Raw genomic sequence first — 15,467 nt, 5'->3', positions numbered from 1 at the left:
CTGGAATTCTTGGTTTCACCAGTCCTCTTAGCCAGTTTTGGGTATTCCAAAAGAGTGAGGTTCCTTGCTCCCAAGCTTGAATTCCGGTGCGCCCCACCGTATTCTTCGGATTTCGTACTTAGGAAAGAATACTCTCGCACTGCTGGATTCACACTCACTCCTGAGAGTGATATTGCTTTGGGTTTTTTTCAATTTCTTTTTTAGTAGAAGCCTCGGAAAAACAGAGCAGAATTTACCAGCAAGTGGTAATTTTGTCTATCCGCGAATTTTCGAGGATTTCCACATCGGGAGCGAATTTAGTTTTCTCAGCAAAGCAACGGAATGAAGCTAAGAAATCAACCTTTATGGAGATGTGGAGACTCAGTATCAGTTATTCTGAATACAATTTACGACCAAAGTGACTGATAAACTAACATGGCTTACCAATTGCTAGTGATTTGACAACAGGACGATTGACCGCTGCCTAAAATTTTTACCAAACTAGACGCGCAAGAAGAGTTCAAGGGAGGCGGCGTGTTTCCGCTTGTGGCTTATACCAGCAAATTATTTCCAACCTGGATTCAGTACCCGCGAAAGCATTGGGCACTGCTACAGAAAATTGTGGATCGCATCCGCAACTCGTTGGAGTTGCAAGTGGTGTTGCAAACGGCAGTGGACGAAATTGCCACGTTGCTACACCTAGATAGGTGTTGTTTTTTGTGGTATTTCGAGGATACCAAGCGGGTACAAGTTGTCTGCGAGCGGATAAATGGAGAGCAAAAGAATTCTCAACTGGGGTACCATCCCTTAGAAACTTTTGGCGCAGTGGAGAGTGCGATCGCTTCTGGGAAATTAATTATCAACAGCCAAACAGCAGGTTCTCACCCGACGACAGGGGGGATGATGAATCGATGGCTTTCCTGGCTAAAGCGAGATAACCAGCAAATCGACACCAGTGGACGCTCCCAAGGGTCTTCTCCCTGGGACAGGGCTAACTTGTTCGTTCCGGTTAAGCGAAAAGAAGGATGGGTTGGCTTTATTGTCTGTATTTCAGAGCAACCCCGCACCTGGTCAAACTCCGAAATTGAATTTCTGCAAGCGATCGCCCAGCAGCTAGAAATTGCGATTTGTCAAGCTCAGCTTTACGAGCAAACCCAGAAACAAGCTCAAAGAGAGCAACTGGTGAATCAAATTACCAGTCAAACCCGGCAGAGTTTTAACTTGGAGACGATTCTGACTGAAGCAATCGCTCATCTGATGCAGGCGCTATCAGCAGATCGGTGTCTAGTTCATCTGGTGGAACATAGCGACACTTTGGAAGAGGAGCGAAACCGGGGAGTCGGGAAGCAGCTTGTAGAGACAAAGCCGATCGCGTCTGAAGCCGGGGAGCAAGAAGCAGAGAAGCAAACAGATAAAACTTTCTTATTGCAACCCTTGCCCGCGGACGGTGCCGCTTTTCGGCGGAAATACCTTTTTGAGGTGTGTCGGGAGCCTTTTCCTTCTACCATTGATGACTTTGATACCCACGGGCCACTGACCCAATGGGCGATCCAGCATCGTCAACAAGTGAGTATTCCTGACATCAAGCAAGACCCCCGAATTGGGGAAGCAAACGAAGAGTATCAAAAAGCCCAGATAAAATCTTCCCTGGTCGTGCCAGTACAGGCAAACGGAACACTCAACGCAATTCTTTATCTCAATCAGTGTTCGCATATCCGGTATTGGTCGAAAAATGACCGGACACTTGCCCAAGCGGTTGCCGATCAGCTGGCGATTTCCATTCGACAAGCCAACTTATACGCCCAAACTCAGCAGCAGGCAGTAGAAAGCGCCACTCAAGCTAAGCAACTGGCCCAAACGCTGATTGAACTGCGGCTAACGCAATCCCAGTTGATTCAAAGTGAAAAAATGTCAAGTCTGGGTCGGATGGTAGCTGGCGTTGCCCACGAAATTAATAATCCAGTGAACTTTATCTACGGCAATATTCCTTATGTGGAAAAGTATGTAGATGACCTGATTCGATTAGTGCGGAGCTATCAAACTTTCTATGTCAATCCAGATGCTGAATTACAAAAGCTCACTGAGGAACTAGAGCTAGATTTCCTCCTGAGAGATTTACCGCGCATTTTGAATTCGATGCAGGCAGGTGCCCAGCGAATTCACGAAATTGTTAAATCATTGCAGAACTTCTCGCGCCATAATCAAGCGTCCCTGAAACCAGTAGATATTCACATCGGGCTGGAAAATACGCTGTTCTTGCTGCACAGTCAGCTGGGCAATGAGATCCAAATAGAGAGAAACTATAGCGACTTGCCTTTAGTGGAGTGTTACCCGAAGCAACTCAATCAAGTTTTCTTGAGTATTCTGATGAATGCGATAGAAGCGCTCAATCGGTGGTCTTCCGAGGACAAAAAAATCGCCTTGCGTACCGAATTGGTGCCGGACTGCTCTCCAGGGGTCGCTAGTGTGCGGATTGCGATCGCTGACAATGGGCCAGGAATTCCCCCAGAAATTCAGTCGAAAATCTTTGACCCCTTCTTTACTACGAAAGACGTTGGTCAGGGCAGCGGATTGGGCTTAGCAGTAAGTTATCAAATCATCGTTACCCAACACAAAGGCAAGCTACAATGCCACTCCCAAGTCGGTCAAGGTGCAGAGTTTATTGTTGAAATTCCCTTAATGCCCCCCCAACCGTTGTTAGCGCGGGGTGAGGAGAAGGACGCTAGCATTCCGGAGTCAGCAGTCAGAAACTCGGAAGCAGAAATTTATTCCTCATCCTATCGGGTGGATAACGAGAGCAGCTCTCCAGCAGCTTCCCTCAGCATCCCAAAATCTTACATTCTTCATCCTGGCGAACCTTCTCCTGTTCATCTCAAAGCAATCGCGACGACCTTGCCAAAAGAAGCAATTAGAGAGTGTTAAGCTGTGGTTGCGTCGAAGGTAGCGACTAGGTACACGTTCGCTATCGATTAGCCATCTCGACAAGAATGTTGGATTCGATGCGAGAAAATATGGACTATAGACAGCTCTTGTGTCTAGAGTTTAAATTGATTGGTTTATTGTCCTTTGTCAGTGGTCAACAGTCAGTGGCAAAGCAAACTGACCTTGAGAAGAGAAAAAAACTCATTTCTGACAACTGATACTAATAAAAAGAACTACTTATGGCTGCTGCCCCTCACTCCCTGACTCCAGATCGTCACCGTCCGGATAGAAGAAGCACTGTTTCCTCGCGGCAACCTAGAGGAAAGGCAATACCCCTGCGTTCCGAAAGCGGTTCATCGTCTAGAACCCGTAGCAGAAGCTCCCAACAGCGGGACTTTCAGGCACAGACACCCGCATGGCTGCGATCGCTGGTGACATTGCAGCGCACCTCCAACCTGGTATGTTTCTTCTTGATTGCTAGCACCCTGGGAGTTTATGCCTGGACGGTCTATACTCAGCAGATGTGGAGCCAGGAGTACCGCAAGTTGGAAAATCTGCAACGCAACGAGCGGCAAATGACAGCGGCAAATGAAGCCCTAAAAAATCAGTTGGCTCAAGAAGCTGAGCGTCCGGGTACGGGTTTGGTTGCTCCCAATCCAGCTAACACCATCTTTCTGCCGCCAGCACCCCAGCGCCAGTCACGGCCCAAGCCAGTGGCAGCTCCTAACTCAGAAACATCCCCAACTACGCCACTAGGCTATTAACGAGGTATGGAAAAGTCAGGAGTCAGCAATCGTAGGTCGCTGCCTACGCAAAAGGTTTCTGGAACTGCTAAAGGGACGAGCGAGTTGAACCAGAATGGAAGTGGAATGCCAGAGTCAGTGAAAAAACTGCCTCGAAAACCCACTCAAAACGGAAAAAGTCGTCAGTCATCAGAACCAAAGCAAGGCGGCGAAAATCGGCAACAGGAGAAGATATCACCACAGCAGTCTTTACCTCAGAAGTCTTTTGATTGGAGCCTATTGCGTTCTCCGTCCTTGTTGCTGGGTACTTCATCCTTACGGTTGCTGCTTGTTTGGCTAATCATGTCTCTGAGCGGGCTAGGGCTTGCGATCAATTTGTATCGCCTACAAGTGGTGCAGGCACCGAGCCTGCTGCAAAAAGCGCGACAGCAGCAGATGGTCTATCTGCGCCCCTTTGTTCCCCGACGCTCGATTGTGGATCGCAGTGGTAACGTTTTGGCAACTGACCGTCCCGCCTATACGCTGTACGCCCATCCAAAGCTGTTTAAACAATCCAAACAGGCAATTGCGACGAAATTGGCGGTGATTTTGGGAGTTTCTGCTGACAATTTGCTTAAGCAGTTCAACAAGCAGGAAAGTGGAATTCGGGTTGCCTACGCCCTGACAGAAGAAGAAGCTGACGGTATTTCCCAATTGCGAACCGATGGCTTAGAGCTGATTCAACATTACGCCCGCCTCTATCCCCAGCAGGATCTAGCCGCAGACGTCGTGGGCTATGTGGATGTGGATCATCGAGGTCAGGCGGGTGTGGAGTATAGCCAGGAAAATTTACTCACCCGGGCTGTTCGCACCGTTCGACTGAGCCGCGCTGGTAACGGAACGTTGATGCCAGATCACGTGCCCGAAGGATTGCTGCATTTTGATGAACTGCAACTCCAGCTGACAATTGATAATCGCCTGCAACGTGCTGCTCGTTCTGCCCTCAAGCAACAAATGGAGTTGTTTAGTGCCAAACGGGGCACTATCATCGTGATGGATGCGCGGGATGGTGCGGTGCTGTCCCTGGTTGCAGAGCCGACGTACAACCCGAATGAGTACTCTACATCGGATGTAGGTTTGTTTAAGAACTGGGCGCTGGCAGACCTTTACGAACCGGGTTCGACGTTTAAGCCGCTCAATATAGCGATCGCGCTAGAAGCGGGAGCCATCAAACCCGACACTGTATTCTACGATCGAGGTCAGATTCAGGTAGCTGGCTGGCAGATCAAAAATGCTGAAGAGGGCAGTCACGGTGCCCTGTCGATTTCTCAGATTCTGCAACAGTCAAGCAACGTCGGCATGGTGCAAGTTATCCAACAACTCAAGCCGAGTATCTACTACGGTTGGCTGGAACGGCTGGGGCTGGGGCAAGCGGTTGGTATCGACCTGCCCTTTGAATCACCCGGACAAATGAAAAGCCAAGAGCAGTTTACGTCATCTCGAATTGAACCCGCTACCACCTCCTTTGGTCAGGGCTTTTCTCTCACCCCCATCCATCTGGCTCAGTTGCACGCTGCTCTCGCCAATGGCGGCAAACTGGTAACTCCTCATCTCGTCCGGGGACTCATCGACTCCCAAGGGCAGATGTACTGGCAGCCAACGCTACCCACGCCGCGCCCCGTCTTTTCCCCATCGACGACTCAGACGGTGTTAGAAATGATGGAAGCGGTCGTCACGAAGGGAACCGGGAAAGCGGCGCAAATCCCAGGCTATCGAATAGGAGGGAAAACGGGCACTTCCCAGAAAGCCAGCGCTACTGGGGGATATTCTAGCTCTGCCAGAATCACTAGCTTTGTGGGCATTTTTCCGGTTGATGCTCCCCGCTATGTGGTTCTAGCTGTTGTCGATGAACCGAAGGGCAAGGTCTATGGTTCCACCGTAGCCGCACCTGTAGTGAAATCAGTGATGGAAGCCTTAATTAGCCTTGAGAAAATTCCGCCTTCTGAAATTAAAAATTAAGTAGGAGAGCGTAAAGAAACCTATGTTGAAGCTGTCATTAGTTATTGGTGATAATTCAGAGCTAATAACTAATCGCAACCAACCGTTAGATTAGTTGTGCAAATCTGCTGACCCTTACATTTTTAATTACGAGTGGGGATAACGGCTTGCAGGCGATCGCGCAAAATTTTTATTTAATATGACTTTCTTAATTAGGCTGCCCAAGGTATCCTTAAATAATAGAAATATGTCTGATTTAAATATTAAAAGCTAGTTCTTCCTTATCGATTTTATTTTAACAAAAATAAAATAAAAAGTCTATATCGTAGCCCTCAATAATTGTATGTAAAGGCAAGATCCCCGACGGCTGAGAGAAGTCGGGGATTCGGAAATCTAGCATCTCACAATTAAAATAGGATTGCTATCGCAGCCCTAAATGATTTGTGAAGCACCATCCTAAAATAAATTGCGGCTAATCGCTAAAGCCAATTCCGAAGGTGAAATTAAAAAAGAAGAATTAAATCTTACCTCTTTAATTTCTAACTTGGTACTTTTAATTGCGAATTTGACTTCGCTGCACTTGTTCCCACATTTGGTCGCGACTTTGGGACGGTTCCAGACAAGTTAGTCCTTGGCAAACTAACCCGACCGCACCTGATGGCAGATTCGACTCCGCCGTCGATACTGTTGTAGGCAGATATTGAGCAACTAAAGGAGTTAGGTGGTCGATAGTAGTGCGAACCAGTGTACAGTGATGATACCAATCCAGGGCGGTAAACAAACTCGGACAAGCTTGAGGTGACTGATGCATCACACTGCTGAAGGCTTGCAAAGCTTGTTCGCTGCGGTCGAGATAGGTAAGATTTTCAGTGAGTAAAGCCAGACGCACTAAGTTAGCGATCGCAATTCCATTCGCGGATGGTGTGGCATTATCCACATAGCTACGTTCCCGCACTAACAGATCGCTACTGGCATCGCTGGCAGTGTTATAGTATCCACCCAGTTCCACACTCCAGAGGAATTCGTCAAATTCTTCTTGAAGGGCGATCGCTTTCTCCATCCAGAAACTAGCGTGAGTCACTTGGTGCAAATCAAGCAGCGCTTTAATAAACAAAGCGTAATCTTCCGACTGCGCTAGTATCGAAGGTTTTCCGTCGTAGTTGAGACGATGGAAACGCCCCTCTACCCACTGACAATCCAAAATGAAATTAGCCGCTTTTCCAGCTAAGGACAGATATTCTTCCTTCCCAAATACCCCGTAAGCTCTGGCTAAACCTGAAATCATTAGGCTATTCCAAGCCACAATCATTTTAGTATCCGTCACTGGCGGAATTCGACCCGACCAGTTGCCAGTTTTTGCCTCGTGGTTATTGCGGGCAGGAGGAAAGGTTTCTATGGCGGCGGGAGACGTACCGTAACGCGCTTCAAATAGCTTTCCGAGTGCCTTTTCTACTGTTTCGCTCAAAATATCCGGATGGCGGCGCTGTAAGACGTTGAGACCTTCAAAGTTGCCCCCCGGCGTCACGGTAAATTGCAGTTGAATTTCGTCTAACTCGTCTGGAGTCAGCAATTCGACTACTTCAGGGTACGTCCAGACATAAAATGCCCCTTCCTCTGGTTCTGCTTCCTCTGCATGGGTAAAATTATCCGCGTCTTGGGCAGCATAGAAATAACCCTGCGGTGCCGTCATTTCTCGCTTTAGCCATTGAAATGTACCTGCGATCGCTCTTTCAAATGCCGGTTCTTGTATCCCAGCACTCCACAAATCAGCCAGATACTCCACGATCTGACCATTGTCATAGAGCATTTTTTCAAAATGCGGTACCGTCCAAGTCGGATCGACCGTGTAGCGGTGAAAACCGCCGCCTACATGGTCGTAAATCCCGCCCAGTGCTAAATCTAAACCGCGCTGGGTACACGCCTGCTTGGCGTCGTATTTGGATTCAAAATTAAATCGAATTGCTCGCAGCGCCAACTCGGCATAGGGCATCATTGGGAAACTAGCGCCATGTTCGCTAGAAGCCACTATCCCGGTATTCGTTTCTAACCCCTGCTGTAGCAAATCTTTGTTGGTCAAGGCAGGTTTTAAACCCGTCCCCATACTTGGTCGCAGAATGGCTGCTTGCTGGAGATGACCCAGAAGTTCTTCTTTTACCGCGTGCAACTTCGCTTTGTCTGTATCGTAGTAACCACGAATCGCTTGTAGCACTTGTAAAAATCCGGGACGCCCGTAGCGCGGTTCTACCGGAAAATATGTACCGCCATAAAACGGCACCCGATCCTCAGGAGAGAGAAAGACATTCAAGGGCCAACCGCCTTGACCTACCATCATCTGTAACGCCTGCATATAAATACTATCAATGTCAGGTCGTTCTTCCCGGTCTACCTTGATCGGGATAAAGTTGGCATTCATATAGTCTGCGATCGCCTGGTCGGAAAACGCTTCTCCTTCCATCACCGTACACCAGTGGCAGCTGGAGTAGCCAATCGATAGGAAAATTGGCTTATTGTCCCGCTTGGCAGCTTCTAGGGCTTCTTCACTCCAAGGCCACCAGTCGATGGGATTTTCAGCGTGTTTGCGGAGGTACAGGCTTTCAGCTTGATTGAGGCGATTGGTCATGGGGCTAATAGCAGAACTCGATATGAGTACGTTTTCACCCCTAGCAGTTTAGCGTGATGAATGGAGCGATCGCTCCATCCCACGCTAGATTCTGGTCAATCGTGGCTGGGTGAGTACATTAGTTAACCGAACCTTTGAGCGAAGCGTTATTTTCTTTAATTTCGATATCGTTTATTTTTAAACGTCCCAATTCCAGTTCCAGTTTCAATCTTTGTTCAATTTTCTCTTGAGGAATTCCCAGCCGCTGGGAAAGTTCTGCTGTCGTAAAACTCAAATTCCCCACTTTTATTTTTGTTTGTTCTTCAAGTTTTAATTGCCCATTTTCTACCCTTGGCTTACCTTCCACACCAATATAAACTTCTTTCTCTTCTAAAAAAGGGAATGTTCTTATAACTTTTTCCAACAATTCTTTCTCTTGTTGATTCAGTTCTTCTTTGGGAACTTCTGAGACATTGAATACAACCCCGCTTTCTACCTGACCATTCTTGATGGTTGTATTGAGACCCTTGGTAGATGCCAGTAACTTACTGGTGTTTTTATCTTTAGCAATTGTTGAAATTACCAAATCATTCACTTCATTTTCACTTAAGTCAATTTCTATATCTTGACTATCTAATTCCGCCTGAGTATTTTGGGTATTTTTATCAATAGCAGGTTTTTTATCACTTCCATCCCGTCTGCTTAGTTCTGTTTGCAATCCTTGGCTAGCTCCAATGCTATTTTCTATTTTAGCATCAACATTTCTTTGCAATCTGGCTTTCACTGTTTGGACTTCAGCTTCATTGCGAAAGTCAATTTGCCTAACTTGAGGATTTGCAATTTTTTCTTTGGTAACATACCAATCAGGAAGTTGGGTCGCCTGTTTCCAGTAATAATAAACTCCTGAAAAAGAACCCAAGGCTAATAACAAAAATAGAAAAATGCTTTTTTTCATATTTAACTCAACTTATTTTCGTAAGAAAATTTGATATTGATATATAGAGATTTTATCCTTGTTTATAGCAAAATCAGGTTTTTTTCTTTCTTAGTATTCTTTATGTTTTTGGCGTTGAATAACATTGCCTGGTTCGCGGGAAGCAGAGGGAGGAGAGAAAGAAAAGAGCCCCAACTGCTCTAGCTTGTGTAGATTATAGACGCCGTCCCTGTCCAACCGAGCAACTGGGGTGCTAGGACAGAGTGCTAGGAGCGATTTGCTAAGAGCAACACCACTTCGCTACCTCGCCTACCAAGAACTTCCATCAATTAAAACTTCCTATCTCTGGCTTGATTGATGGAGGGGGCGATCGAGGCGCTGTTGGTACAAACAGACAAAAAACTCAATTTCTTGTCGGGCACTTTGTTGGAGTGGTGTAGGAAGAGAATCCGCTAACACGGTAAAAGGTTCTGTGACACTTTCGAGTAAATCGTAGATTTCTTCTAAAGGTACATCCTGATATTGCCGTGTCTGTGCAGCCAGTGCTGCTGTTGGCGTTAAGTCAATCTTCTGTTGAGCGATCGCTTCTAAATCTTTAAATTGCACGGTCATATCGAGCAACTCCTTTGTTAATAAGGACGCATCTGTACAGAAGTCGATCCAGTCAACTCCCCATTAGCGTTGGGTTGAGCAGTTGAGAGCGATCGCGGTGTCTGAATTGTTGTTGGGACGCTTAATGCTGCGATTACATTGAGCAACAAGGTGATCGTGGCGGCTTGCAGAAGTCTTTTAGGCATGACTCGGTTCCCTCCATCCCCGAATAGTTCTAACAGTACGATTTGCTATAGCGATCGCACTTCGTCCCATTGATTCACCCGGTTGGGCGATTGTTTCCTGACGCAGACAACCAGCAAGATGCGATCGCTGTTGAAAAACCGAACCCCAGAGGACACAACGACAAAACACCCCTACCCTTTCAGTGCTACCGACGGGTTTTCCCTGATGTTCTACATTCCAGCCGACAAGCCCAATCCACCTGCTGCAAGCGCACCTTCTCGCTAGGGTTGTATCGGTAGTATTTCCAGCACCCGGTACTTTCTCCTACAATCGCTAAAATTAAGAAAAATCACCCGAAAAAGCAGACTCCATGATTCCTACCGTTATCGAACAATCAGGTCGTGGCGAACGTGCCTTTGATATCTACTCCCGGCTCCTCCGGGAACGCATCATCTTCCTGGGACAACAGGTTGATTCCGACCTTGCCAACTTAATCGTGGCTCAGCTGCTGTTTCTAGACGCTGAAGATCCAGAGAAAGACGTTTACCTGTATATCAATTCTCCCGGTGGTTCCGTCACCGCAGGTATGGGCATTTTTGACACGATGAATCAAATCCGCCCGGATGTTTGCACCATCTGCCTCGGATTAGCCGCTAGTATGGGCGCTTTCCTCCTCAGCGCGGGTGCTAAAGGCAAGCGGATGAGTCTGCCCCATTCCCGGATCATGATCCACCAGCCTCTCGGCGGCGCTCAAGGTCAAGCCACCGATATTGAGATTCAAGCCAAGGAAATCCTGTACCACAAAAGACAGCTGAACGAATATCTGGCTAAACACACAGGTCAGCCCATCGAGCGGATTGAGGAAGATACCGAACGCGATTTCTTTATGTCGGCAGAGGAAGCCAAGGACTACGGTTTGATCGATCAGGTGATTAAACGCAGTCCCTCTGCTACCCGCACAGCCGTTGCAGCGGTATAGAGAACTAAAAGTTAACGGACGTGCAATTTCTGGTTAGCCCCTCCATCGAGCGGGGCTTGGGAGGATCGAGTCAAGCAAATGTTGTGAGATCCCCTCAGGAACATAGATTAAATAACTTACGCTCGTTCACGTTCTGTAGGGACATGGCAATGCCATGTCCCTACTACGCAAAAATTAGGAGGTTAATCAATCCACGAGCATTCGCTCCCGATTGATTGAGGGAGAAATACAGAAAATTACACATCCCGTCAATAAAAAATGGAGCTTCCCCCATTTTTTATTGACAATGTTGCTCAGTTACTTTTCCGGTGTTGGGAGAGATTCAAGATAGCGCAGGAAATCCAGCAATTGTTCCTGATTCAGCTCCGAACGACCTCGCTTACCGTAGGTTCGCTTCAGATAATCTTTTCCTTGCTCAGCAGTCCAGCGCAAACGCTTAATTTCTACCGTCGTTCTAGCCATCGCTTCGGATAAGTCCATCTCCTCAGCAGCAGAACTTGTGCTACCGATGGTCATATCCATCGGACTTGGCTGAATAACCTCTTCGCTAGCGTGATAACCAGGCGATGAGGTCATTGGCTGATTATGCTGGCTGCTAAACAAGCCTCCCGACATTTCTTCGGGTGTCTCGATCGCAGCATCATCCCCATAAAGCTCAGTATGGGCAGGGGAATACTCTTCTGCAAACGGGACATCCTGATTCGATAGCACGACGGGAGGTGGTGAAGCAGCTTCTTTTTGTCCCCGATCTGAGAAGGACATTCCAGCCATATCATTGAAGCTGACTGGATCGGAATACAGCCGATTTGGGCTTGGCTGCGAGGGGCTTTCTGACGGAATGACCGTTTCGCGTCTGGGGTTTGCGATCGCCCCCACTGGCACCTCAACCGCCACAGTTTGCGTAATCTGAGCATCAGACTGCGTAACTGGAGTGTTGTGGCTAGAACTTCCAGCAGGAATTCCCAAACAGTTCAACGCTCTGGCTGTTGCCTTGTCTTCTGCCAGCTCAATCTCACCGGCTGCTGCCAAACCTGTCGCTAGGATGACACCTTCGACTTGAACAGCGGCTTTGACCACGTACTTTCCTTCATGAATGGTCAGTAACTCAGTGGTCAGGCTGCCTAAGGGATAACGAACTCGGAATTGAGAAAACATAATACTCCACGCCACCCAAACCTAGTCGGGTTTTTTGGCTCCCATCAACGTTAAGTATAGTACGCCCCCTGAAAAACGATTTTAGAGAAGGTACCGCAAGAAACTAAAATAATTAGAGACTGTTCATCGGTATGGTATAAAACCATTCGCTACTGCCCGCTACGCTCGCAAGTGACCGAGTCCGTTTCACAGTGGTTGGCTTGAGAAAAGGCAGTCAGACAAAGTGCTTGTCGTCGCTTTTGTCGTCAAGCACCTGAACAGAGAAAGCACTGGTTGCTGCCAGTCGCTGGTTGCATCCAGAGTTCTTGTTCGGGACATCTGCTTGATATTCGCAAAGGCGGGCTGAAGGAGGGATGGTTGCCTGACGATGTTCCCTTGACGCTCAACTGTGGACTGTAGATTAAAGACGACCAACCGTGGACTAGAGACTACCAAACGCAGCCGTCTGTTGTCCAAAATCTGTAAAAAGACAAAATTTTGTTTGTTTACAAAGTCTAAAATCGATAGTCCAAAATCTTCCGCTCGCGTAGTGTATGCCGCGATTAACTGCGACTCCTCGCATAGCGTATATCGCGATATGCATCTCCTCGTGTAGCGCTAAGAAGGCTAGAGCATCGCGTTCGATGACGATGACAAGGTTTCGCATACTGTAGGGTGAGAAACGCGCCACCCAGGTAGTAGCGAGACATCTGTTAAAAACGCGGCGAATTTGGCGCTGCCACATCAGGGTAAAAATACCCATGCTTTCTAAGCATGGCGTCAGGATAACAAGGAGAAAAATCGCTTTCAATCGTCAGCGGTCAACAGTCAGTAGTCGGTAAGAAGAAAGAAGCAACTGTTGTAGAGACAAGGTTAGCTCATCTCTATCAGCTGACAAATTTAGACAAACAGAATTGTTTTTATGGTGGAGGCAAACTCATAGCTGCATGGAATTTTCAATCGCTACACTACTTTCTAATTTCACAGATGACAAATTAGTTGCTCCTAAGGTTCTGGAAAAAAAACTGCGTTGCCAGGATGAAGAGAGCTTAACTAAACTACAAATTGCCTTGGATGCCTTGGAAAAAATTGGCATTTTGGTCAAAGATCGCGGTAAGTATCGGCGCGTCCAAGAAGAAGATGTCGTCGAAGCCAAACTGCGCTGTTCGAGTAAAGGGTTCTGCTTTGCCATTCAGGAGGTAGAAGGAGCGGAGGATATTTACGTCCGAGAGAGCCATCTGAGTACTGCTTGGAATGGCGATCGCGTTCTCGTCAAAGTCACCAAAGAAGGAAACCGCAAACGCTCTCCAGAAGGAGAAGTACGGCTGATTCTAGAACGGGCCAATCCCTCGGTCTTGGCACGAGTCAAGCAAGTCGAAACCGGCTTTAGAGCCGTCCCTCTAGACGATCGGCTGCTATTTGAACTGAATCTGCATCCGAACGGTCAAAACTTGGCGGAAGCCGTCGATTACCTGGTTCACGTCGAAGTTTTACGCTATCCCCTGGCATCGCAGCCGCCGATTGGCAAAGTCGCTCGCATTCTCGGCAGCAATGCAGAAGCCGCCGCAGACACCGATATTGTCTGTTGCAAGCACGACTTACCTCGCAACTTTCCATCTGAGGTGCTTAGAGCCGCAGAGGAATTGCCCAAACAGCCGAGTCAAAAAGATTTCAAGCACCGGCTGGATTTGCGGAATTTGTTAACTCTTGCCTTTATTCCTGAGCCTTCAGGAGCGGGAAGTGAGAACGAAACCGCTCAGCACGTCACAGAAAACGCTCTGACTCTTAACAAAACAGAGGCTGGAGCGTGGCAGTTGGGCGTCCACATCACGGATGTGGCTCACTACATTGAGCCACAAGAAGCGCTGGATCGGGAAGCTCGCAAGCGAGGAAACACCGTCTATCTGGGAGACATGGTGCTGCCAATGCTACCGGATGCTGTTGCCAGTCGCTGCTCCTTGGTACCCGGCGAAGCTCGCTTAGCGATCTCGGTACTGTTAACTCTCGATTCCGCCACCGGACAAATGGTGGAGTATGAGATTCAACCCACGGTGATTCAAGTAGATCGCCAACTCAGTTACGACGAAGCGACAGCAATTTTAGAGCGTCATCAAGATGCCGAAGCGCCAGTGTTTGAAATGCTCAGTCAGTTGTTTTACGAGCTGAGTCCGGCGGTGAAAGCACAGCGCCTAGGGAGGGGAGGATTTGAACTGAATCTGCCCGGTACTCAATTGCCCTACAACGATGAAGGCATCCTAGGAGCGATTGTATTTTCGGGAGGAGTGCGTTCTCTAGTTGTAGAGTTGATGCTCCTGGCAAATCAAGCGATCGCTACCCATTTGCAAGCACTCTTTCTGCCTGCAACGTATCGCATTCAGCCTTCTCCAGACCCGGAGGATGTGCAGGAATTGATGAAGTTGGCGAGTAATCTAGGCATGGAACTGCGCTTAGAGCAGGAAGAAGCCGTGACATCACGGGATTATCAACGTTTTACTCAAATGTTCGCTCAATCCCAGTCAGAGCGAGTCTTGATGTATCTGTTGCAGTCCACCCTGAGACCCTGTGGTTACAGTACAGCTCCAGGCTCTCACTTTGGTTTGGCTTTGGGAATAGGCGAGGACGAAAGCCCCTACACCCACTGTCTCTCACCGCTGCGACGCTACGCAGATTTACTGATGTCGCGGGTATTGCTTGCTGTATTCGAGAAAGGGCGCGATCGCCGAACCACTCGCGCCAAAGAAAGCGTGAATCTGCGTCATAGTTCCGCCCAGGGCAATATCAACTGGAATGTCTTGCCACCAGACGTGCAAGAAGATTTAGAAAGCCAGCTACAGGGTATCGTTGTGCATCTCAACGAGCGTGAAAAGCTGACTTCAGATGCACAAGCGGATCTGGAAGGACTCAAAAAAGCCGAGCTAATGAAGGAGCGCACGGGAGAGGTCTTCCAGGGCTTAATTACCGGCGTCCAGTCTTACGGGTTCTTTGTGGAAATTGAAGACTTGCTAGTGGAAGGACTGGTACACGTCAGCTCTCTTAAAGATGACTGGTACGAGTTTCGCTCGCGTCATGCTTGCCTGGTTGGACGGAAAAGCCGCGTTTCTTATCGTCTAGGCGATCGCGTGGAAGTCCAAGTTAAGAGCGTTGATTACTATCGTCAGCAAATTGACTTGGTCATTGTCGGCGGCGGTAGCGAAGCCAGCAATGAGGATATAGAAGCAGATCCTTCTGTCGATCCTGAATTCGATGAATAGCTAATCGTTAATGGCTCATGGTGTGTTCAACAACCATGAGCCATTAACTGTTTAGCTAACGGGACTTAAACAGATTTCAAGCCCAAATAAAACCCAAAGCAGCTTTATAGGCTGAGAATACATCTCGATTAGCGTTCACCCACTCCATAAAACGGAAAGACATCGCTGTCCG

The 15,467-nt window shown here is 48.0% G+C and carries 10 protein-coding genes and 1 pseudogene; 6 read left to right on the top strand and 5 right to left on the bottom strand.

The window, feature by feature from the left end:
- The first annotated feature begins 513 nt into the window (after positions 1 to 513).
- The 3 genes from H6F52_RS07845 (at position 514) to H6F52_RS07835 (ending at position 5,642) form a co-directional block, all read left to right on the top strand.
- On the top strand, positions 514 to 2,901 hold the full coding sequence (locus H6F52_RS07845; RefSeq protein ID WP_190533449.1) for a GAF domain-containing protein: 2,388 nt from the start codon (positions 514 to 516) through the stop codon (positions 2,899 to 2,901).
- A gap of 239 nt (positions 2,902 to 3,140) precedes the next feature.
- Entirely contained in the window at positions 3,141 to 3,665 is a 525-nt protein-coding gene (locus tag H6F52_RS07840; protein ID WP_242031517.1) for a hypothetical protein, read from the top strand.
- Positions 3,666 to 3,986: 321 nt separating this feature from the next.
- On the top strand, positions 3,987 to 5,642 hold the full coding sequence (locus tag H6F52_RS07835) for a penicillin-binding protein 2 (RefSeq protein ID WP_242028987.1): 1,656 nt from the start codon (positions 3,987 to 3,989) through the stop codon (positions 5,640 to 5,642).
- Between the two features lie 532 nt (positions 5,643 to 6,174).
- Here the strand turns inward: H6F52_RS07835 and H6F52_RS07830 are convergent.
- From H6F52_RS07830 to H6F52_RS07815, 4 genes are all read right to left on the bottom strand, one after another.
- Positions 6,175 to 8,241, bottom strand: a complete 2,067-nt coding sequence (locus H6F52_RS07830) for a thioredoxin domain-containing protein (RefSeq protein ID WP_190533446.1) — start codon at positions 8,239 to 8,241, stop codon at positions 6,175 to 6,177.
- 118 nt (positions 8,242 to 8,359) lie between these two features.
- Entirely contained in the window at positions 8,360 to 9,175 is an 816-nt protein-coding gene (locus tag H6F52_RS07825) for a hypothetical protein (protein ID WP_190533443.1), read from the bottom strand.
- 318 nt (positions 9,176 to 9,493) lie between these two features.
- A complete protein-coding gene (locus H6F52_RS07820) occupies positions 9,494 to 9,766 on the bottom strand; it encodes a hypothetical protein (protein ID WP_190410656.1) in 273 nt (90 codons plus the stop codon).
- Between the two features lie 17 nt (positions 9,767 to 9,783).
- On the bottom strand, positions 9,784 to 9,951 hold the full coding sequence (locus H6F52_RS07815) for a hypothetical protein (RefSeq protein WP_190410657.1): 168 nt from the start codon (positions 9,949 to 9,951) through the stop codon (positions 9,784 to 9,786).
- 69 nt (positions 9,952 to 10,020) lie between these two features.
- On the opposite strand from H6F52_RS07815, the gene H6F52_RS07810 reads away from it, so the two are divergent.
- Positions 10,021 to 10,230, top strand: coding sequence for a hypothetical protein (locus H6F52_RS07810; protein ID WP_190533440.1), 210 nt, complete (start codon positions 10,021 to 10,023; stop codon positions 10,228 to 10,230).
- 68 nt (positions 10,231 to 10,298) lie between these two features.
- Positions 10,299 to 10,910: pseudogene (gene clpP, locus H6F52_RS07805) on the top strand (ATP-dependent Clp endopeptidase proteolytic subunit ClpP); the annotation flags it as partial.
- Positions 10,911 to 11,207: 297 nt separating this feature from the next.
- Here the strand turns inward: clpP and H6F52_RS07800 are convergent.
- Positions 11,208 to 12,065, bottom strand: coding sequence for a hypothetical protein (locus tag H6F52_RS07800; protein WP_190533437.1), 858 nt, complete (start codon positions 12,063 to 12,065; stop codon positions 11,208 to 11,210).
- A 926-nt stretch (positions 12,066 to 12,991) separates the two neighbouring features.
- Between H6F52_RS07800 and H6F52_RS07795 the strand changes: the two genes are divergently transcribed.
- Complete coding sequence (locus tag H6F52_RS07795) at positions 12,992 to 15,295, top strand: ribonuclease R family protein (RefSeq protein WP_190533433.1); 2,304 nt, start codon at positions 12,992 to 12,994, stop codon at positions 15,293 to 15,295.
- Positions 15,296 to 15,467: the final 172 nt, after the last annotated feature.

Source organism: Coleofasciculus sp. FACHB-542 (genome assembly GCF_014695825.1).
GTDB lineage: Bacteria > Cyanobacteriota > Cyanobacteriia > Cyanobacteriales > FACHB-T130 > FACHB-T130.
Note: the sequence above shows the minus strand (reverse complement) of the source record. Positions and strands in the feature narration are given on the sequence as shown.